The organism is Desulfovibrio sp. 3_1_syn3 (assembly GCF_000145315.2).
Classification (GTDB): Bacteria; Desulfobacterota; Desulfovibrionia; order Desulfovibrionales; family Desulfovibrionaceae; genus Desulfovibrio; species Desulfovibrio fairfieldensis.
Genome location: NZ_ADDR02000001.1, coordinates 2,534,288 through 2,553,183, shown reverse-complemented (window position 1 = coordinate 2,553,183; position 18,896 = coordinate 2,534,288). Strand labels below are relative to the sequence as shown.

Annotated in this window: 18 protein-coding genes and 1 tRNA gene; 8 read left to right on the top strand and 11 right to left on the bottom strand. The window is 57.2% G+C overall.

The window, feature by feature from the left end; all coding sequences use genetic code 11:
* Positions 1-269: 269 nt before the first annotated feature.
* Together HMPREF0326_RS10810 and HMPREF0326_RS10805 are read right to left on the bottom strand one after the other, a co-directional pair.
* A complete protein-coding gene (locus tag HMPREF0326_RS10810) occupies positions 270-1,136 on the bottom strand; it encodes a pirin family protein (protein WP_008683812.1) in 867 nt (288 codons plus the stop codon).
* Positions 1,137-1,430: 294 nt separating this feature from the next.
* Positions 1,431-3,521 (bottom strand): methyl-accepting chemotaxis protein, encoded by a 2,091-nt coding sequence (locus HMPREF0326_RS10805; protein ID WP_008683814.1) that lies wholly within the window; start codon positions 3,519-3,521, stop codon positions 1,431-1,433.
* A 229-nt stretch (positions 3,522-3,750) separates the two neighbouring features.
* On the opposite strand from HMPREF0326_RS10805, the gene HMPREF0326_RS10800 reads away from it, so the two are divergent.
* From HMPREF0326_RS10800 to HMPREF0326_RS10785, 4 genes are all read left to right on the top strand, one after another.
* Positions 3,751-4,488, top strand: coding sequence for a M23 family metallopeptidase (locus HMPREF0326_RS10800; protein WP_020990522.1), 738 nt, complete (start codon positions 3,751-3,753; stop codon positions 4,486-4,488).
* Between the two features lie 432 nt (positions 4,489-4,920).
* Complete coding sequence (locus tag HMPREF0326_RS10795) at positions 4,921-5,508, top strand: pyruvoyl-dependent arginine decarboxylase (protein WP_008683816.1); 588 nt, start codon at positions 4,921-4,923, stop codon at positions 5,506-5,508.
* A gap of 223 nt (positions 5,509-5,731) precedes the next feature.
* Positions 5,732-7,183 (top strand): amino acid permease, encoded by a 1,452-nt coding sequence (locus HMPREF0326_RS10790; protein WP_008683817.1) that lies wholly within the window; start codon positions 5,732-5,734, stop codon positions 7,181-7,183.
* Between the two features lie 43 nt (positions 7,184-7,226).
* Positions 7,227-7,544: a c-type cytochrome gene (locus HMPREF0326_RS10785; RefSeq protein WP_008683818.1), complete on the top strand. Its 318-nt coding sequence runs from the start codon at positions 7,227-7,229 to the stop codon at positions 7,542-7,544.
* A 135-nt stretch (positions 7,545-7,679) separates the two neighbouring features.
* On the opposite strand, the gene HMPREF0326_RS10780 is transcribed toward HMPREF0326_RS10785, so the two are convergent.
* Positions 7,680-8,072 carry a helix-turn-helix domain-containing protein gene (locus HMPREF0326_RS10780; protein WP_008683819.1) on the bottom strand — a complete coding sequence of 131 codons (393 nt, stop codon included), beginning with the start codon at positions 8,070-8,072 and terminating at the stop codon, positions 7,680-7,682.
* A 249-nt stretch (positions 8,073-8,321) separates the two neighbouring features.
* Between HMPREF0326_RS10780 and HMPREF0326_RS10775 the strand changes: the two genes are divergently transcribed.
* The 4 genes from HMPREF0326_RS10775 to HMPREF0326_RS10760 all read left to right on the top strand — a co-directional run bounded on the left by HMPREF0326_RS10775 (position 8,322) and on the right by HMPREF0326_RS10760 (position 9,757).
* Positions 8,322-8,648: a helix-turn-helix domain-containing protein gene (locus tag HMPREF0326_RS10775; RefSeq protein WP_008683820.1), complete on the top strand. Its 327-nt coding sequence runs from the start codon at positions 8,322-8,324 to the stop codon at positions 8,646-8,648.
* A 296-nt stretch (positions 8,649-8,944) separates the two neighbouring features.
* Entirely contained in the window at positions 8,945-9,199 is a 255-nt protein-coding gene (locus HMPREF0326_RS10770) for a helix-turn-helix domain-containing protein (RefSeq protein ID WP_009301537.1), read from the top strand.
* Between the two features lie 54 nt (positions 9,200-9,253).
* Positions 9,254-9,505 carry a helix-turn-helix domain-containing protein gene (locus HMPREF0326_RS10765; RefSeq protein WP_008683823.1) on the top strand — a complete coding sequence of 84 codons (252 nt, stop codon included), beginning with the start codon at positions 9,254-9,256 and terminating at the stop codon, positions 9,503-9,505.
* 78 nt (positions 9,506-9,583) lie between these two features.
* The gene (locus HMPREF0326_RS10760; protein ID WP_232221520.1) at positions 9,584-9,757 is read left to right on the top strand and encodes a helix-turn-helix domain-containing protein; all 174 of its coding nucleotides are present in this window, start codon (positions 9,584-9,586) and stop codon (positions 9,755-9,757) included.
* A gap of 267 nt (positions 9,758-10,024) precedes the next feature.
* Here HMPREF0326_RS10760 and HMPREF0326_RS10755 read toward each other — a convergent pair whose 3' ends face one another.
* The 8 genes from HMPREF0326_RS10755 to HMPREF0326_RS10725 all read right to left on the bottom strand — a co-directional run bounded on the left by HMPREF0326_RS10755 (position 10,025) and on the right by HMPREF0326_RS10725 (position 18,895).
* On the bottom strand, positions 10,025-10,492 hold the full coding sequence (locus tag HMPREF0326_RS10755) for a hypothetical protein (RefSeq protein ID WP_008683829.1): 468 nt from the start codon (positions 10,490-10,492) through the stop codon (positions 10,025-10,027).
* A 258-nt stretch (positions 10,493-10,750) separates the two neighbouring features.
* Positions 10,751-11,437 (bottom strand): MAE_28990/MAE_18760 family HEPN-like nuclease, encoded by a 687-nt coding sequence (locus HMPREF0326_RS16850; protein WP_008683831.1) that lies wholly within the window; start codon positions 11,435-11,437, stop codon positions 10,751-10,753.
* Positions 11,434-12,540 (bottom strand): DUF262 domain-containing protein, encoded by a 1,107-nt coding sequence (locus HMPREF0326_RS10750; protein ID WP_008683833.1) that lies wholly within the window; start codon positions 12,538-12,540, stop codon positions 11,434-11,436. The genes HMPREF0326_RS16850 and HMPREF0326_RS10750 overlap by 4 nt, the downstream gene beginning before the upstream one ends.
* A 148-nt stretch (positions 12,541-12,688) precedes the next feature.
* A tRNA-Pro gene (locus HMPREF0326_RS10745) sits at positions 12,689-12,765 on the bottom strand.
* Positions 12,766-12,820: 55 nt separating this feature from the next.
* Entirely contained in the window at positions 12,821-14,881 is a 2,061-nt protein-coding gene (locus HMPREF0326_RS10740) for an alpha amylase C-terminal domain-containing protein (protein WP_008683836.1), read from the bottom strand.
* 125 nt (positions 14,882-15,006) lie between these two features.
* Complete coding sequence (locus tag HMPREF0326_RS10735; RefSeq protein WP_008683838.1) at positions 15,007-15,909, bottom strand: NAD(P)-dependent oxidoreductase; 903 nt, start codon at positions 15,907-15,909, stop codon at positions 15,007-15,009.
* Between the two features lie 15 nt (positions 15,910-15,924).
* Complete coding sequence (locus tag HMPREF0326_RS10730) at positions 15,925-17,613, bottom strand: formylglycine-generating enzyme family protein (RefSeq protein WP_008683839.1); 1,689 nt, start codon at positions 17,611-17,613, stop codon at positions 15,925-15,927.
* Positions 17,606-18,895: an ABC transporter permease gene (locus HMPREF0326_RS10725; RefSeq protein WP_008683841.1), complete on the bottom strand. Its 1,290-nt coding sequence runs from the start codon at positions 18,893-18,895 to the stop codon at positions 17,606-17,608. The genes HMPREF0326_RS10730 and HMPREF0326_RS10725 overlap by 8 nt, the downstream gene beginning before the upstream one ends.
* Position 18,896 lies beyond the last annotated feature (1 nt).

Sequence of the window (18,896 nt, the reverse complement as noted above, 5' to 3'; positions counted from 1 at the left end):
GTTTCAAAGGTTCATTCAGCCGAAGAACGCGGTCTTCGGCTGAATCCGCTCCGCGCTGCTCTTGATGCATGTATGCCCTTTGGGCTACAGGCACGGCCCTAGGGGCCGCCCGTCGGGTCGGTCTTCGCGGCGCGCCTCACCGTGTTCGGCCTCAGAGTATTTCAAAGTTGAAATGCTCTGAGGCCGCCAGATACGAAAGGAGCCGATGAAAGAAGGTCACGCCATCCTTTCATCGGCCCGGTCTCAGGAATATTGGTAGGCGTATACGATTACGCTCGGGCTCCCGCGGTCTTTTTGGCGTGCTTGATAAAGGTGCCGTCCTCCAGTTCCTGGAAGGCTTCGCGCAGTTCCTCCTCGCTGTTCATAACGATGGGGCCGCCCCAGGCCACGGCTTCGTGCAGGGGCTTGCCGGATACCAGTACCAGGCGCGCGCCCTCCGGGCCGCCGGTCAAAGCCACGGCGTCGCCTTCCGTAAAGAGATAGGCATGCTTGGCCGACAGCATGGCGTTGTTTTCCGTAAGCGCGCAGGTGCCTTCCACCAGATAGGCGAAGACCGTATGCGAGGGCTTGGTCTCCACGGTCCAGGTGTAGCCCGGCTTGAGGGTCATATCCAGAAAACGCACATCCACATAGTCGCCCTTGGTTGCGCCTTCCACATTCTTATACCGCCCGGCCACCACAGCCACGGTGCCCGCCTCTTCTTCCACCTTGGGCACCATGTCCACGGTGATGTCGCGGTATTTGGGCTCTACCATCTTGTCCTTGCGGGGCAGGTTGATCCAGAGCTGCAGGCCCAGAATCCTGTCGCTGGCCTGCGGCATTTCCTGGTGCAGAATGCCGCTGCCCGCAGTCATCCACTGGCAGCAGCCGTCCAGAATCTTGCCCGAATTGCCCAGGCTGTCCTTGTGGTCGATCTCGCCCTGGATAAGGTAGGTGAAGGTTTCAATGCCCCGATGTGGGTGCATGGGAAAGCCCTTGATGTAGTCAGCGGGATTGCGGGAGTCGAAAGCGTCCAGCATCAGAAAAGGATCAAAACTTCTTACAGTGGGGGAACCCAAAACGCGGACCAGATGCACACCCGCGCCGTCAATGGCGGGATGGCCGGTAACATCGCTTTTAATAGTGCGGTATTTCATGGTGCGCTCCTTTTCCCGGCCGCTCCATGCGCCGCATGGCGGCGGAAAGGAAATATATATGTAACCGGATCACGCGGCCCTGGGGCAACGTCCCCGGCAAAAAAGGATTGCGCTTCGGAGCCGGAGGAGCGGACGTAACGCTTGCCCGGCAGCGGCAGCGCGGCTGCCGCCAAGCAATCCTAACGGATTGCATATAATTCCGAAAAACAGACTGTCCAGTGGTGGAGCGGCGAGCATAAAAAACTCCCCGGCGGTAACCGGGGAGAATATGAAGACTGTCCGGGCTGGTCGCGCTCAGGGCTTGAGCTTGTCCATCAACTGTCGGATTTCGGCCATCTGGCCGTTGAGCTGCTGGGCGGCGTTGTTGGCGTCGGCAATGACCACGGCCACATCCTTGAGGGTGCTGTCCACCGCTTCCACGGCTTCGTTGATCTGCGCCGACGAAGCGGACTGCTGTTCCGAGGCTGTGGCAATGGCCCGCACCATGTCGGCGGACAGGGCCGTGATTTCCACAATGTCCTTGAGCCGGTCGCCCGAGGTGTTGGCAAGGCCGGTCACTTCCTCGATGCTGACCACGGCGCGGTCCACATGTTCCATATTGCGGCGGGTGCCCTGCTGGATGTTTTCAATGGCGCTGCCCACTTCCGTGGTAGCGTTCATGGTTTTTTCAGCCAGCTTGCGCACCTCGTCGGCTACCACGGCAAAACCGCGCCCGGCATCACCGGCGCGGGCGGCTTCAATGGCCGCATTGAGCGCCAGCAGGTTGGTCTGGTCGGCGATATCCGAGATCACGGTCATGATCTGGTTGATGCTCTGGGCTTCGTCGCTCAGCTTTTCCATGTCCGCGCGCAGAGCCAGAGAGTTTTTCTGCACCAGGTTGATGGAGGAAACCACCTGTCCCACGATGTTCTGGCCGTCCGTGGCCGTAGTGCGCATGTTGTCGGAGCTGGCGGCCGCGTCGCTGGCGTTTTTGGAAATGTCCAGCACGGCCATATTCATTTGTTCCATGGCCGTGAGCGTATCGTGCATGCGTTCCGTTGTTTCGGCGGTGGCCTTGTCGGTTTTCACCAGCACGCTGACCAGTTGCTCGCAGGCCGCATTGGCCGCTTGCAGCAGATCCAGCACCGAGGCAGCCACGCCGCGCATGGTTTCGCTGTTGCGCTTGATGGCTTCCTGCTGCTCAAAAGTTGTAGTGGTGTCCAGCAGGATCAGAATGGCATGCGACAAGCGGCCCTTGTCGTCGCGCATGGGCTTGGTGAAAACGTCCGCATGCATGGGTTTGCCTGTTTTCCGCTCGACAACGAAGTCCATGCTGGCCGCTTCTCCGCTTTCCAGGCAACGAGTGATGGAAGTGGCGCGTGCCTCGTCATTGTAGTAAAATTTGCCGGATGTCATGCCGATGAAGCCTTCCATCTTTCCCGGATGGCCAAAGGTGCTCAGCATGGGGGCATTGGCGAAAGCCAGTTTGTTTTCCGTGTCGAACACGGCGCAGGGCACGGGCAGGGTGTCCAGTACGCCGCGCGAAAAGGCGAGTTGGCCTTCAAGCTTGTCCAGCATGCCATTGAGGGCTTCGGACAACGTACCGATTTCATTGTTCGAATGTGTTTCAATACGCGACGCGTAGTCGCCGGCCATGACTTTTTGGGCAAAATCGGAAAGGCGCTCCAGTGGCCGGCAGATGCCCCTGCGGGCGTAGACGGCTGAGATCAGACTGAGCAGCAGGGTCAGGACCAGAGCGAAACAGAGGAAGAGGCCGTTACGATCGACACGCTCGACGCTGCTGTCCACCTGGGCGCTGGTGCGCTTTTCCAATGCGGCGAAAAACTCATTGAGCGGGGCCATGATTTTTTCGGTTTCCGCATTATAGGCCGGACCAAAGACCAGTTCACGGGCCCGTTCCATATTGGGTTCGCCCTTGATCGTGTAGTCGCCCTTGGCGTCTTTGTAGATGCCTTTGACGGCGTTCATGGCTTCGGTTTCCAGGGCGATCAGCGCGTCGGAAAGCTGGTTGCCTTTTTCCACCAGAGCGAATTCACCGGCGGTGACTCCGTACTGCTTCATCAGGTCGGTAAGCGCGATTTTCTGGCCCGGGGCCACGTCGCGGCTGGCCGCGCGGGGCGTTTTGCCCGCCCGCTCGTCCACAATGCCGAAATAGATTTTTTCATACCTGCTGTCCCCGGTGGCGGCGTATTGGCGGACATTGCTGGTGAGCTGCTTGGAGGACTCCATCAGTTCACCGGCAAGCTGAACGGCGATTTCCTTGTTGCGCGCGAGATCCAGATTATTTTGAATGGCGTAATACAGCTGGAAGACAAAATAACCCACAAGGCATGTCAGGATAATAATCCCAGCGTTTATGGCGGATGAGGCCTTGCTGATGCTCATGCAGTGCTCCTGAGGCAGAGGTAGTTTTTATCACGAACGTTCGTGTTTGCCTGATTAATCGCCAGAAATCAGAAAAGTTTTAGGGCAAAATCCTTGTCAATCGGCGATTTTTAATGATTACGGGAAAAAAGAGCTTCGTGTTTCCTTGCCATGGCGGGACTTGACGCGCAAGCCCCAGGCGGACAAAAAGGCGTAGTATATTCATCATGGGAGGCCGAGTTTGAAAACCATGCTGCACCATGCCGCCGTTACGGCTTTGTTCCTAGCTCTGTCGGTCGCCTTGCCTTGCCTGGCGGCGGAGGAGAGCGGCGTGCCGCAAACCCCGGCCTTGCCTCCGGCCGCTGATGACGGCAGCGCGACAACGGCTGCGCCGCCCTTGTCCGTTGAGCGGGAAGCGGGCAAACTGCCGCCCTTGGCGGAAATGATCACCTCGCCCTTCGGGCGGCGGCGTATGCCCGGTTGGCTGAGTCGGCGCGGCATGGTGATGCGCGAGCATTCCGGCCTGGATATCCGTGCCCGGCTGGGCTGGCCTGTGGTGGCTTTTGACGGCGGCATGGTCAGCCATGCCGGGCCGCACGGCCTTTCCGGCATAGTGGTGGAAATCCGGCAGGATGACGGCATGACCGCACGCTATGCCCATCTGCAGAAGGTCCTGGTTTCTGCGGGACGGCGGGTGCGGCGCGGCGAAGCCGTGGGCCTGGTGGGCTGTACCGGCAGGACCACGGGCGCGCATCTGCATTTCGGCCTGCAAAACGCCAAGGGGGAGCTGGTGGACCCCCTGCCGTATCTGCGCAGCGCCGAGCAGTTGTTGCGGCCCGTGCCCGAGCAGGTTCCCGCTGAACTCACGCCGCAGCAGTGCGGCCCGGTGATCCGGGGCCGTAACGGACGACCCGCGCGCATGGGCGACCTTAAGGCCCTGGAGAATTACAGCCCGCCACCCCTCCCCGCCTGGGACGAAGGGCGGTAGCGGCATCCGGCGCATCCGGCCGCCTGCCTGAAATTTAGTCTCCTTTTTCTTTACGCCTGTTTTGCCGTCCCTCGCCGTTTCCGTGCGCGGGGCGGCGTTTCTGTTGTTTCCGCGCGCCGCAACACAGGCGTCAGCCATAGAGCATTTACCATTTGCCCTGAGCGCCGGACTTCGTAAAATCTCTTTCTGGCCCGGACATTGCATATCTACTTAACGTTTGGCCGGCTATGCCGGACAAAGGGCTTTTGTTGGACAGGTTGAACAAGGCGGTTCGCGCCCACATTCTTGGAAAATGGCGTTGTGGGCCGCCGCGGACCGCTTCACGCAGGCCATATGGACCGTTTTGCGCAACCTGTTGTTCTGTATAATTGTTATACAGGTGGCAATAATTTTTACAGCTGCCTGTATAGACCAAACAATAAGGATACAAACATGACCACTCTTGGTACGAGATACCCCACTTTGGCGTTCATTTCCGGCGGCGTTGGCGAAGCGGAAGACGGCATCCCGCCGCAGCCCTTTGAAACCTTCTGCTATGATTCCGCCCTGTTGCAGGCGAAAATTGAAAATTTCAACGTCATCCCCTATACCTCTGTTCTCCCCAAGGAACTCTACGGCAACATTCTGCCCGTGGACAAAGTGGAAAAGAACTTCAAGCACGGCGCCGTGCTGGAAGTGATCATGGCCGCCAACGGCGCCCGCATCGAGGATCACCGCGCCATCGCCACAGGTCTCGGCATCTGCTGGGGCAAAAAGGACGGCAAGCTCATCGGCGGCTGGGCCGCTGAATACGTGGAATACTTCCCCACCTGGATCGACGACGACATCGCCAAATCCCACGCCGAAATGTGGCTGAATAAATCCCTCAACCATGAACTGACCCTGCGCGGCGTGGAAAAGCACAGCGAATTCCAGTTCTGGCACAACTATCTGAACATCACCAAGCCCTACGGCTACTGCCTGACGGTCATGGGCTTCCTCAACTTTGAATTTGCCGATCCCGTTGTGGTGAAAAACTAGGAAAACCGCTCCGGCCTGTCCGTGAGCCTTTGTGCGCCCGGCCCGCGACGGATTGTTAGCGTGGGCCGGGCGTTTGTTTTAGGAACTTTTGCCGCTGCCGGGCGGCACGGTTCCGACGCAGACCCGATCCGGACTTTGTTCCGCCCGGTCGGCCTTTAAGTAAATTATTTCCATGAAGCCACGCCGGCACAAGGGCGAGGTTTAACATATAGAGGATAGAGCAATGGCGCAAAGCACAACCAAAAAACTCGGGGTCGTGGCGCTGGCCAGCGTGGTGGTCAGCTCCATGGTCGGCGGGGGCATTTACAGCCTGCCGCAGAATATGGCCGCCGCCGCTTCCGTGGGCGCGGTACTCATTGCCTGGGTGATCACAGGCCTGGGCATGTATTTTCTGGCCAATTCCTTCCGTATTCTTTCGGATATCCGCCCGGACCTCAAAGCGGGCATTTATATGTACGGGCGCGAAGGTTTCGGCCCCTTTGTGGGCTTCCTCATCGCCTGGGGTTACTGGCTTTGCCAGATCTTCGGCAATGTGGGCTACGCCGTCATTACCATGGACGCCCTGAATTACTTTTTCCCGCCGTATTTCCAGGGCGGCAATACCATCCAGTCCATTATCGGCGGTTCCATTCTGATCTGGATGTTCAACTTCGTCGTGCTGCGCGGCACGCATCAGGCCGCCATCATCAACACCATCGGCACCATCGGCAAGCTGATCCCGCTGTTTATCTTTATTATCGTGATGGTGTTCATGTTCAATATCGACAAGTTTGATTTCGACTTCTTCGGCAAGCTGGCCGTGGACAACGGCCACCACCTCGGCGGCCTGGGCGCGCAGGTCAAGAGCACCATGCTGGTGACCCTTTGGGCCTTTATCGGCATTGAGGGCGCGGTAGTGCTGTCCGACAAGGCCAGGACCCCGAATGACGTGGGCAAGGCCACGGTTATGGGCTTTCTGGGCTGCCTGGTGGTCTACGTTCTGCTGTCCGTGCTGCCGTACGGCTTCATGACCCAGGCGGAACTCTCCGCCGTGCCTACGCCGTCCACCGCCGGTGTGCTGGAGCGCGCCGTGGGCCCGTGGGGCAGCTGGCTGATGAACGTGGGCCTGATCATCGCCGTGCTGGCCAGTTGGCTGGCCTGGACCCTGATCACCGCTGAAATGCCATATGCCGCGTCCAAGAACGGCACCTTCCCCCGCCAGTTCAGCAAGGAAAACGCGGCCGGGGCGCCGTCCGTGTCCCTGTGGGTCACCAGCCTGCTGATGCAGCTGGCGCTTCTGCTGGTTTATTTCTCCAACAACGCCTGGAGCATGATGCTGAGCATCACCGGCGTGATGGTGCTGCCCGCTTACCTGATTTCCATGCTCTTCCTCTGGAAGACCTGCGAGGATGGGCAATACCCCCAGAAGGCCCCCACCGGGCGCGCCGCGGCCCTGGCCTGCGCCGCGCTGGGCACGCTGTACGGCTTCTGGCTGATCTACGCCGCCGGTCTGCACTATATGCTGATGGCCATGGTGCTGATCGCCCTGGGCATTCCCGTATACATCTGGAGCCGCAAGCAGCATCCGGATCAGACGCCGCTGTTCAAGAACTATGAAAAGGTCATTCTGGTGCTGCTGGTACTGGCGGCGCTGGTCGCGATCTATCTGTTCGCGCGCGGCATCATCACGTTGTAACCTCTTGCCTGGAACGGAGACGTTCCCAGAAGGAGTGCCATATATGTCAATAAAATGGAAACAAATCGGCGGATTCGCCATAGCGGCCTTTCTGTTCGTGGCCGTGCAGTCCCAGGCCGCCCAGGAAGACAGGGCGGCGGAAGGCCAAAAGCTGTACGACGACCTCTGCGCCATCTGCCATACGGAAAAACCCGCCAAGATGATGGGCCAGCCCGTGGATGGCCTGGTCGCCAAGATGAACAAGGTGAAAAGTCTGACTCCGCCGCCCAATGAGAAGGTGGAGCAGATGCAGGAAGCGCTGAAGCCGCTCTCCGATCAGGATCTCAAGGATATCGCCGTGTATCTGAACGGCCTGAAATAGCCGTTTGACGAAATAACTCATAGAGAGCAGCCCGGAAAACAGCGTCAATCGCGATTTTCCGGGCTGCTTTTGTTTGCTGCGGAACGTGGTTGTTGCGTGCTTATGACGACATCCGCGCCGCGATTGCGGTTGCGCCTACGCGGATGGAGACAGAAACCGTTCCGCTTCCACCACGGCGATGCGCCGGACCAGCTCGTCCGCCAGCGCGCGTGAGGACAGCCGTTGCAGGGCCTCATAGTCTTTTTGGCGTTCCCACGCCGTTTCTCCGTCCTCGTAAACATCCTCCGTCTGTCGCCGGAACCGGCAGGGACCGGCCCCGCTCAGAATCCATTCCGGATTGACGTTTGCCACACGCAGCAAGGTCAACAGCCATTCCGCCGGGATCATGCCCGTGCGCTTGGCATTGGTTACGGCGGAACGGCGCACGCCCAGATAAGCGGCAAGCCCGCTCTGGTTGTGCGTGCCGCTAATCTGGTGGATACGTTTAAGTTGTTCGGTAAATTGGGAGGAATTTTCTGCGTATATCATTACTTCACTACCAGATAACTGATTAATTTATTTTGATAATTGTGCCTTTACATCTACCGGTCAAAAATTATTTTCTGACCTAGCTTACCTTATTGCGGGTCTGAAAAGCGCCTTCGTTGTATCGATGATCTATTAGAGAATAAGATAAGCTATGTTTTGATTTATAAATCAAAATCTTGGCTTGGTAAAGATATATGGTTCATGTTGTGCCCTACAAAAGAAAGTTACCCTTCCTCTCCGGAGGGCGGCATGAACGATAATAGCTTAATTTTGCTTGGAAAACGAATCAGGGAATTGCGAGTAAAACACGGATTGTCGCAGGAAAAACTTTCCGAACTGTCCGGCATCAGCTCTCGCCATATCAGTGAAATGGAACGGGGAGAATCGAATCCGAGTTTTCAGGTCATGGAACAGCTCACTTTCGCCCTTGGCGTCTCAATGAAAGAATTTTTTGACTTTGAACACCATGCGGATGACGAGGCAATCCGTGACGAATTGTGTCGAATGCTTGTCGGGTTTTCGCGTCCCAATCTGCAATTGGCCTACAAGTTGCTGCGAGAGCTGTCTGACGGCTGACTCCGTATTGTGCCGCATCTCAATAGGCGGAACCTATTATCATCCACCCCCGCGACTGCCCCAAAGAGGGCGTCAGCTCCCGCACGGTTTCCCTCGTTCCTTTCCTAGCTTCGTTTCTGGCATGGCGACCGACACCGGCGGCACTCCGCCGGGATGGTGCTCATGCTTTTGGGCGTTGACCACGCAGAGCGGCGCGCGCCTAGATAACTATTAGTCAGAGGGGCGACCAACTATTGCTAGCCAATCGACCTACTATAGTCGGTCGAGTTTGTAAATAGGCATTGTATGTGGGAGGTATGAAACCCAAATTCGACGAAGATAACCTGGCAAAAACCTTCATGCCTGCGGTGCTCAGACGGTATCGGGATGCGGCCGGACTTTCCCAGCGGCAGCTCGCCGACAGAGTGGGCATAACCAAGAGCTATGTCTCTTCTTTGGAGCTCGGATACCGCGCGCCTAATCTCAATCTGCTTATCAAGATCGCGCGGTCGCTGGAAGTGCGCCCCGGCGAGCTGTTGGATGCACTGGTTGATGAGGCTGAAAAAAATTAGCGTGACATGGGTATATCGGCATGGGGAGTATGCAACGACGGGAGATAGGTAACCATGCCGGAATACTGCAAAGCTGACGCTGAGATTTTGAAACAGTTTGGCGCGGCTCTCGGAGCCAAACGAGAGGCATTGCATATTTCGCAAGAAAAGTTGGCGGAGAGGGCGGGCCTCCATCGAACATATATTGGAGGTGTCGAGCAAGGACGCAGGAATCTGAGCCTTCTGAATATTGTAAAGATTGCCACGGCCCTTGGCGTAAATCCCGAGGAATTTTTTATTGACTGCGACTGTATGAAAAAAATGTGATTCTCGTGATGGTATGTGAGGTTAACGAGATTTACAAAAATGAGTGTGAAGTCAGTTTTTACCAAAGAATATGCCGTAATGCTGGATGTGCTGATCCAAGCAAGAAAAAGCCAAGGATTCAGCCAACAATATGTTGCGGATCGCTTGGGCAAGCCGCAATCGTTCGTGTCGAAATATGAAAACGGTGAACGGCGGCTGGATATCCTGGAGTTTTTTGCTATTGCCGAGGCTTTGCAAAAAGATCCTGTTTAGTTGCTGAAAAAGACCGGATTACTTTAATCTTACGCCACGCTGCCCCATTTTTTGTGTCTGTCTAGAGCGGATTTGCTTTGAAATTGGCACAATTTCAAAGCTGACGCTGCCCTCAACCTGCGGCGGGAACATGGTCCCGCCTTGGCTTCAGGCGCGGGCGTCCGCTCACGCGGCCGCCAGAGCATTTCAACATTTTCAAAGTTGAAATGCTCTAAAGGGATAAAGAGCAAAAGGCGGCCCCGAAAATTTTCCGGGACCGCCTTCATGCTACGCAGTTGGAATCCGCTTTACATGCATCAAGTTATAATCAGCCAGGACGGAACCGGTTTTGCTCAACATTCCCAGCGAGCGCGACAACAGCTCTCCAATCTGGTAAAGAGTGAAGTTGGTTATCCTGGTGTCGGCGTCATAGCCCTTCATAAGAAAGACCGTGGCGAAAAGGTCGTTGTAAATGGCGTCCAGGGCGGCGGCGATATTCTCGGCCTTATATCGGTCAAGAAGCTCGCCTTCTTCCGTGAGGGCATACGGCGGCAAGTGGTATTGCCGGTATTCTCCCGGCTTACATCCGTGCTCGACGAGCTCCGCGTCGTCTTCCGTTTTTGATGAATCCTTTTCAGCGCTCGTGGAACGGCAAAAGGCCAGCATTGCTTCCGCCGTTTCTTGTAGTTTGCCCGCCAGGACTAAAAATGCATCAAAAGGGAACTCGCAACGGCTGAAATTGGTTGCATCGGACATAAAAACTCCAATGGTTCAGTAGTGGCGGCATTTGGAAATGAGAAATGCCGGGACTCAACTACGCCCATTGGAGCGCTGCTCTTATTCCCCTCACGGGTATTTTATTCGGAGCTATCGACCCGGCAATACTATGCTGTTTGGGCAAAGCCCAAAAAGAAACCCAGCACAAAAGCCGGGCAGTGCACACCTGATTATCCAGCGGTGTGGACGCTGCCAATGGAAGTAGTATAAGAAAGATGAATTAAGAATAGAAAAAAGTCAAGAGGTGCTAGCCAAGACGGTCTTAATCTGCATGCAGTTATGATGAGGGCCTTTTTTATTAAACTCGTTTGAGTATACCGCGGAGTCAATGATGTTTTTCTTAAAAATATTCATCAATGTAGTGATATCTCTTTCTAAATCTAGGAATTCTTTCTCGGAAAACTTTCTTCCCTCGCCATGCGCAATAGCATGTCTTACCGAAACAAAATTATAGTCAATGAACTGTAATCGAGTTTCAAACTGAGAGAAATTAGCCCCCACTAGTTCAGCAATCTGTTTAAGATTTTTTGAGTCCAGATTTGATTCCGTTCTTATAATCTGGTCAAGAGTGGAGCAAATTTGAGAACCTTCACTCAAGCAATGTAATGAGTGGTAAGCACGTTCAAATTTTGAATATTTGGCTTCAAGAGTATCACTCATTCTCGCTAGGTGCGAGATTAAAACATATTCAGGAACAGTGTTTATGTTTGCTTTTGCAAAGCAGTCTAGAAATTTTTGACTGATATGCTTTATGAATCCCTCCCAATGAGCATATAACAGCAGAATACCAGCTCTTGCCAAAGTATTCTTTTGGTATTCGTCAACTTTTGAGAGAGCTTGCTTAAAAAAGGTAAGTTCTCTTTGTCGCCAAACCCAATCTCTCTCAATGCTAGAGAGAAGCTTTTCAAGTTTAGCGTCGTTCATTGCTTGAAGTAATCAATTGCATGGGGGACAGTTTTAGGTATACGACTGTTCGCTCGGACTCCAGAACCACTAGCTGATAAGAATTCAGGGCTAACTGAAAAATTTTCAATTTTCTTCTTTAAAGTGCTGTTATCAAGAGTGGTAGAGATTGATGAAATATTTCTTGCTATACCTGTAGAAATAGCTTCAAAAAGAGCAATCGAGAAGCCACCTTTATGTTTATTATCGGATGGATAAAATTTCCTAAATGCATCGCTTCCCAATGCAGCATTTATGAGTTGAAATGATTTAGAAAAAGTATCATTCATAATCTTGGTGTCAAAAGAAGTGTTCTTCGCTAAAGCAACTATTTTATCATTGAGAAATTCACCTATATCATCAATTGTCGAAGAAGTGACATTGCTCCAGTCGAGCGTGAAGAAAACGATGAAGCGCATCAATAATTCGAGATTGTATTGTTCAGAATACTTGTCATCACTAAGTGGCGTTGTTTCTATGAAGTCTGCATTTTTTGATAGAGCAATTACCCACTCATAAAATTCTCTGTTAGTCATTAAGAGCAAACAGTTTCGAACTTCTTGATCAGAAAGTTCAGAGCCACCCGTATTCAAGCGTCTAAACAAATCATATTTTGTATCAGAAGTGCTTTCCTTTTTAATGATTTTGAAATCTATTTTTTCACGGCGGAAAGACAGTTTCAATGGTTTCGATATTTTTTCTTCATCATTCCACGTTGCGCCATCAAGTTCCGAAAGATAGCCTCCCTTTGTCAGGGCCAATGGAGGTAGTTTTTCTCCATCTTCATTCTTGAGCTCGCCCATGAAAGACAAAATTGTCGAAAATCTTTGAAGACCATCAACTAAGTCCCATACCCCATCTTCGCGCTGAGCCACGAAGAAAGAGGGGATTGGTATACCGAGAAGTATTGACTCTATGAACTTGGACTTTTGAGGCAGAGTCCACCTATAAACGCGTTGAAATTCTGGATGGATATCCATTTCACCATTTATATACATGCTGACCGCTTCGCCAATAGACATTGGGTAAGAATCAGAGTGAATCTCTTTTTTATGCTGTTCAATTTCTTTGTCTAGCGAAGTCATGATTCCTCTCATACATTCTTAATAGTTTAGTGGAACGCTCATCAGAAATATTTTGATAGCCGAAAAATATGGAAGAAAGTAATAAGCGGGGGGTAAAAGGCCTAATTAGAAAAAGGACTTACGGCACTCACCGTAAGTCCTAAATTTTTGGTCGGGATGAAAGGATTTGAACCTTCGACCCCTTGAACCCCATTCAAGTGCGCTCCCAGACTGCGCTACATCCCGACGCAAGAGAAGTAACTACGCGGCAAGGCCCTTTCTGTCAAGAATTTTTTGTTTTTTAATCTTCGCGCCGCAGCACCAGAGCCACCAACGGCGGTAGGTATAGGGTCACGTCCTGTTCACGGCGGTCGGGCAGGGGCGTGGTGAAATGTTCCACCGGCGGGCGCGTCACGCTCAGGTTGCCGTGACCGGCAAAGCGTGCTTCGTCGGAGGAGAGCAGCTCCACATACTTGCCCGGCGTCACGGCAAAGGTCAGGTCCTGCCTGGCCTCCAGCTCATGGAAGTTGAAGGCGAAGAGCAGCCGCCCGCGTTCAAAGGCCAGCAGGCGTTCTTCCTCATGGATGAAGCGGAACAGCGGAGCCTGCTGGAAATCCTCCATGTGCGCGGCCGCCAGATCCCACAACTGGGCCTTGTCCCAGGCGGCCAGGCCCACATACTTGAGGTCGGGGCGGTCCGCCAGATACCACTGACGGTGGGCGTGGGCCTCGGCGTCCAGCCATTCCGGATGCCCGAACTCATTGCCCATGAAGTTGAGATAGCCCGCGTCCGCCGTGGCCAGGGTGATCAGCCGCATCAGGCGGTAAAAGGCCAGCCCGCGCGAAACATTCCAGCTCTCCGTGCCCACGGACATATAGTGGTACATATCGTCGCCCAGCAGCCGCCAGATCATGGCGTCATCGCCGTTGATGCACTGGTCGTGGCATTCCACATAGCTGATGGTGCGGTCATAGGGGCGGTGATTGGTCATCTCGTACCACAGGCTGCCCATGTCGCGCGGGGCCTCAATGCACTTTTCCCAGTAGTCGGGAATGCCCATGGCAAAGCGGTAGTCAAAGCCCAGGCCGCCTTCCTGCGGCGGGCAGGTCAGGCCGGGCATGCCGGAAAATTCCTCGGCAATGGTCACGGCCTGGGGCCGCAGTTCGTGGGTCAGGGCGTTGGCAAGGCAGAGATAGAGCTCGCCGTCCTCATCCGCGCGCGGCTCGCCGTCTTTGCCGTAAAAGCAGCGCCCCACATGCGAAAAATCATCGTCCACGCCGTGGTCGCGGTAGAGCATATTGCCCACCGCGTCAAAGCGGAAACCGTCCACGCGGAATTCCTCCAGCCAGTAACGGCAGTTGGAGAGCAGAAAGCGCCGCGTCATCTCCCGGCTGTAATCAAAGGAGGGCGTGCCCCACTGATTGAATTTTTCGCTGAAAAAATACCGGCTGCCGTCATAGCGGGCCAGGCCCTGCTCCGTATTGGGGCAGGCATGGCCGTGGGTGATATCCAGAATCACGGCCAGGCCCAAGCCGTGCGCCGTATCCACCAGGGCCTTGAACTGGTCCGGCGTGCCGTAGCGCGAGCTGGGCGCGAAATAGCTGCTGACCTGATAGCCGAAAGAGCGGTACAGGGGATGCTCCAGAATGCCCATAAGCTGCACGGCGGTATAGCCGTCGGCCTTGATCCGGGGCAGAACGGAACCGCTGAACTCGTCGTAGCTGCCCACGCTTTCGCCGTGATGGGTCAGGGAGGACTGGGCCATGCCCACATGGGCCTCATAGATACGGGGAAAGACCGGCGCACCGGGGCGGCGGTGGCGGAAGCGGTAAGGCTGCCCGGGCGTCCAGAGCCGCGCGCACCATTGGGTGGGCACAACTTTATCCTGCTCCACCCAGTGGGCAAAGGCGGGCACGCGGCGCAACGGCGGCGTGCCGGACTTAACTGTGGGCAGGCCCGGCTGGTCCGGCTGATTCCACGCCGCGAGGGGCAGCACGCGCAGTTCCAGGTAGTCGCCGTGCGCGAGCGCCTCAAGCGGCAGGGTCAGCTCAAAGATGCCGTTCTGCTTGCGCTGGAAACGATGGCTGGCATGGCGCTGAAAATTCAGTTTGTCCGTGGTCAGCCAGACGGCTTCGGCCTGGGGCATATATTCGCGCCAGCGCCAGCGGGTTTCGCCCTTGGCATTGTTGACGCGGTGCAGGCCCAGGCTGGTGTGCAGATTGGCATAGGCGCGCAATGAGCCGTATTGCGTGGTGATGCGCAGCAGCTCGTCCGTGAAACGGCGGCTGCGGCGCAGCAGAAAAGCCCGATAGGGTTCCAGGGCCGGGTCTTCCAGGGGATTCTGAGGCGGGAGAATGGGCATGGCGGCCTCACAAAGACGTCTGTCAGCGTGGTTGCAGCCCGACAGCAGCGGGGCTCAGGCGCGGCATGCGGCGGCCCCGGCCGACGTCCACATCATGCCGGGACGTCAGCCGGGCTGGGCAAAGATTATTCGTGCTTGCGCCATTCCTTGCCGGAAAGCGTGGCCAGGCACTGGATCAGAGCCTGTGTGCCCAGGCGGCCGTGGCCCTGGGCCTGCATCATGCGGTAGAACTCCTCGGCCAGGGTCACGCCCGGCAGCACCAGACGCATGCGGCGGCATTCCTCCAGGCAGAGGCCCAGATCCTTGATGAAATGGTCGATGAAGAAGCCGGGGGCATAATCGGTCTTGAGCAGGCGGCGGCCCAGCGTGCCCATGGCCGTGCTGCCTGCCGCGCCGGGCACCACCAATTCCAGCCATTGGGCCACATCCAGACCCGCTTCCTGGGCAAAGAGCAGGGATTCGCAAACGCTGAACATCACCCCGGCCACAGCCACCTGATTGGCCAGTTTGGCCTTCTGGCCGGAACCGGCCGGGCCGCAGTGCATCAGGCGCTGGCCCATCTTGGAAAAGCAGGGTTCAACGCGCTCAAAGGCCGCCTTGTCGCCGCCCACGAAAATGGAGAGCCGGGCTTCACGCGCGCCCACGTCGCCGCCGGTCACGGGCGCGTCCAGAGCGGCGCAGCCTTGGGCGGCGGCCGCTTCGGCAATGCGCTGGGCCAGAGCCGGGCTGGAGGTGGTCATGTCGCAGACGATGCCGCCCTTGTTCAGGCCGTGCAACGCACCGTTTTCGCCCAACATGACTTCTTCCACATCCTTGGGAAAACCCACAATGGAAAAAACAATATCCGAGGCGGCGGCCACGGCGCGCGGACTCTCGGCCCATTGCGCGCCCTGGGCGAGCAGGCTGTCGGCCTTGGCTTTAGTGCGGCTGTAAACGGTCAGCGGCCAGCCGGCCGCCAGCAGATGGCCGGCCATGGACGAACCCATGACGCCGGTGCCGATCCAGCCGATACGCAATTTTTCCGCCATTGTTGTGCTCCTTTGCTACTGGAAACGGCGTTCCAGAATTTCCTTTAGCATGGCCTCACGCGAGAGCGGTTTGTTCTTGCGGAACAAATCCACGTGCTTGCGGAACAAGGCCAGATTGCGGCGCATATTTTCATTAAAGGGATCGTTGCCGCTGAAATCCTTGCCGAGCGATTCCTCGACGGCGGCCAGGGCGTCCGGCGCAAGCTGCGTGCCGTCTTCCACCTTGCTGCGGTAAAAGGTCAGGGACTTGTCCAGACTGGTGTCCAGCATGGCAAGGCCCCTACCGGCAGTATCCATGATCTGACGCAGTTTTTCAAGGGTCTGCCCTTTAGCGGTCTTGCTGTCGCGTTCCATGCTCTGCAACTGGCTTTGCAGGCTGTTGCGGCGGCTGGCGTAATTGCGGATGGTTTCAATCATATAGACGCCGGTGCGCAGCAGGGATTGGGCCTCCAACTGCTTTTGCCGCTCCAGCATGATGTTGTTTTCCTTGATGGTGTCGCGCAGCTTCTGCAGATTGTTTTTGACCGCCGGATCCTGGGCCAGGGCCAGCATGCGGTCCAGTTCCTCCAGGGGATTGCGGGCCGCCTGCATGCCGGGAGTCATGCTTTCACCGGCCTTGTTCCATTCGGCCAGCAGTTCCTCGGGGCGGTTGCCGCCCGGCGTGTTGATGCCTGAAATTACCGGCCTGAAGCCCAGATCGCGGGCGTGAGCCGGTCCGTCGGCCAGAAAGAAGGGCGTTTCCTCGCGGCGGCCCGGCAGAATTTCCGCATCGCCGGAGAGAAAGGAGCCGCCCTTGCGCACAAAGCCCCCGGCGGAACCGTGCAGGCGTCCGGCCAGAGAAAAGCGGAAGCTGTCCAGCACCATTTCCGCCGCATTGCCCGCCGTATCGTAAAGGCCCAGGGGGTTGGGCTTGCGCGAGCCGATGCGGGCCGTGCTTTCGGGAATATGGGCCGCGCCTTCGGGGCGGTACACAGCGTAATCCCCTTTGCCGTCCCCTTGCGGCAGCGGGAAGAAATCCTCCTGCAAGAGTTGTTGGCTGCCCGCTGTCTGGCCGCCGCGCGCCGCGTATTCCCATTCGGTTTCCGTGGGCAGACGCACAAAACCCACATTGCGGCTGTCCCCGGCGAAGCGGGGCAGGGCGTCCGGCGCGTTTTTCAGCAGCCAGGCCGTGTAGCGGCGGGTGAAGTCCACGGCGTCGTACCAGCTCACGTCGGTCACGGGCCGGGCCGCGTCCGCCGGAAGATTCTGGCTGTCCGGGCAGGAGGCATCCATGACGGCTTGCCATTGCAGATTGGTGACTTCGTATTTGGCGATAAGATAGTAGTAATTCTGCCCCTGCGGGGCCGGCTTGCGCCAGGCGGCGGGCAGATCCTCCAGGGCGAAGGGGCCGGAAAGAGCGGCGTTGTAGCGCCGGTCGTAAAACGCCCGCTCGGCATTGGCGCTGTCGTCCAGGCCGGGGCGCACGGGCATGTCCCAGAGAAAGCCCTTGGCCGGTACGGCCACCAGCTTGAACACCATGCTCAAGCCGCAGGGCATGGGCAGTACGATATCATCGCCAGCAGGCTGCGGATTATAGGCGTCGGTCAGGTTGACGCTGCCTTTACGGGCCAGGGCCGCATCGGCGGGACGGACGCCGCCGAGGATCAGGCCCAGCGCCAGAAGGCAAAGGCAGAGCGGCCGAAGACGGCGCTTTACATCAGACATCGCGGATCACCTCCGAAGGTTCCACGCGCGCGGCGCGCAGGGCTGGCCCCAGGGCTGCCAGCAGGGAAAGCCCGGCCACCAGGGCGAAGGCCAGCAGAAAATGCTCTGGCAGCAGGCGGCAGACCTGCTCCATGCCGTTGAGGCTGGCGGCGAAAAGATGGTTGATGACCGCAGCGGCCACGGCGTAGATGCCCGCAGCCAGGGTCGTGCCCAGCAGGGCGGTGAGCAGAGCCTGCACCAGGGGAAAGAGCATTAGCGCGCCCGTGGCAAAGCCCGTGAGCCGCAACAGACCCAGAATCCGTTCCTTGCGTTTGACTCCGGCCAGGGCGCTGCTGGCTGTGGAGGCCAGAAAACCGGCGGCCGCCGCCGCGCAGATCAGGCCGAAGATCAGATTCAGGGCTTGGGCCAGGGTACTGACCTGCTCAATTTCCTCGGCATGGGTATACACGTCCAGCTTTTGCCGGGCAAAGCCCCGGCGCAAGGCGCTCACCGCCGCCAGGTTGCGGGCGTACAGGCGGAAGCCGGGATACACGCGCGGGCCGTCGGGCCGGGGCTCGCCAGTCCAGCCGTTGCCCGCGCCCAGCTCCGGCACGGCGCGCCCGTCGCGGAAGTCCTCGGTGGCTTCCAGCAGAGGCAGAGGCACATAGGCCACATCCTTCTGCTGGGCCGCCAAAGGCAGCACCGCAACCACCTGCAGGGGCACGCGGGCGCTCTGCACCTGTCCCTGATAGCGGCGTTCCACCCGCCCCAGCAGCGGGTCGCCCTGGCGCACGCCCAGCTTTTCGGCGGCGGTGGCTGAAAGCGCCACGCCGATGGGCGTGAGGGCCGGAGACGCTGCATTGCCGTCCACATTATTCTTTCCCACGGCTGTGGGCATGGCCGGGACGGTCGCATGGTAGCGGGCCAGAAGGGGGTCGCCGGGGGCTGTGGGCTCCAGAGAGGCCAGCAGAGTTTTACGCGCCTGCCCCTCGCCGTGGCTGAGATCCATAGTGGCGGCAATGGAGCGGGTACGCGGCAGCACGAAGCTCACATCCGGGTGCGCGGCCAGGCGGGCCAGGTAGTCGGGCGTATAACGTCCGCTGGTCACTGGCGAGATTTCCAGCGTGCGCGGATCCTCCAACAGGCGGTCCGTAAGGGTCTGGACCACGCCGAACTTGACCCCGTAAAGCACCAGCAGCGGCGTGAGCACGGCGGCCAGTCCCAGCACGGAACAGGTCGACAGCAGGCCTTCATGGGCATAATCTCTGAGCGCCAGCAGGCAGGCGCGGGCGACTGTCCGCATA

What these genes read in the sequence shown, in the direction of transcription:
- HMPREF0326_RS10750 (WP_008683833.1), bottom strand. Translation starts at nt 12,540, where the DNA reads ATGACTTCGCTAGACAAAGAAATTGAACAGCATAAAAAAGAGATTCAC.
- HMPREF0326_RS10800 (WP_020990522.1), top strand. Translation starts at nt 3,751, where the DNA reads ATGCTGCACCATGCCGCCGTTACGGCTTTGTTCCTAGCTCTGTCGGTC.
- HMPREF0326_RS10760 (WP_232221520.1), top strand. Translation starts at nt 9,584, where the DNA reads ATGCTGGATGTGCTGATCCAAGCAAGAAAAAGCCAAGGATTCAGCCAA.
- HMPREF0326_RS10805 (WP_008683814.1), bottom strand. Translation starts at nt 3,521, where the DNA reads ATGAGCATCAGCAAGGCCTCATCCGCCATAAACGCTGGGATTATTATC.
- HMPREF0326_RS10770 (WP_009301537.1), top strand. Translation starts at nt 8,945, where the DNA reads ATGAAACCCAAATTCGACGAAGATAACCTGGCAAAAACCTTCATGCCT.
- HMPREF0326_RS10730 (WP_008683839.1), bottom strand. Translation starts at nt 17,613, where the DNA reads ATGTCTGATGTAAAGCGCCGTCTTCGGCCGCTCTGCCTTTGCCTTCTG.
- HMPREF0326_RS10780 (WP_008683819.1), bottom strand. Translation starts at nt 8,072, where the DNA reads ATGATATACGCAGAAAATTCCTCCCAATTTACCGAACAACTTAAACGT.
- HMPREF0326_RS10725 (WP_008683841.1), bottom strand. Translation starts at nt 18,895, where the DNA reads ATGCGGACAGTCGCCCGCGCCTGCCTGCTGGCGCTCAGAGATTATGCC.
- HMPREF0326_RS10795 (WP_008683816.1), top strand. Translation starts at nt 4,921, where the DNA reads ATGACCACTCTTGGTACGAGATACCCCACTTTGGCGTTCATTTCCGGC.
- HMPREF0326_RS10775 (WP_008683820.1), top strand. Translation starts at nt 8,322, where the DNA reads ATGAACGATAATAGCTTAATTTTGCTTGGAAAACGAATCAGGGAATTG.
- HMPREF0326_RS10740 (WP_008683836.1), bottom strand. Translation starts at nt 14,881, where the DNA reads ATGCCCATTCTCCCGCCTCAGAATCCCCTGGAAGACCCGGCCCTGGAA.
- HMPREF0326_RS10755 (WP_008683829.1), bottom strand. Translation starts at nt 10,492, where the DNA reads ATGTCCGATGCAACCAATTTCAGCCGTTGCGAGTTCCCTTTTGATGCA.
- HMPREF0326_RS10765 (WP_008683823.1), top strand. Translation starts at nt 9,254, where the DNA reads ATGCCGGAATACTGCAAAGCTGACGCTGAGATTTTGAAACAGTTTGGC.
- HMPREF0326_RS10785 (WP_008683818.1), top strand. Translation starts at nt 7,227, where the DNA reads ATGTCAATAAAATGGAAACAAATCGGCGGATTCGCCATAGCGGCCTTT.
- HMPREF0326_RS10735 (WP_008683838.1), bottom strand. Translation starts at nt 15,909, where the DNA reads ATGGCGGAAAAATTGCGTATCGGCTGGATCGGCACCGGCGTCATGGGT.
- HMPREF0326_RS10810 (WP_008683812.1), bottom strand. Translation starts at nt 1,136, where the DNA reads ATGAAATACCGCACTATTAAAAGCGATGTTACCGGCCATCCCGCCATT.
- HMPREF0326_RS16850 (WP_008683831.1), bottom strand. Translation starts at nt 11,437, where the DNA reads ATGAACGACGCTAAACTTGAAAAGCTTCTCTCTAGCATTGAGAGAGAT.
- HMPREF0326_RS10790 (WP_008683817.1), top strand. Translation starts at nt 5,732, where the DNA reads ATGGCGCAAAGCACAACCAAAAAACTCGGGGTCGTGGCGCTGGCCAGC.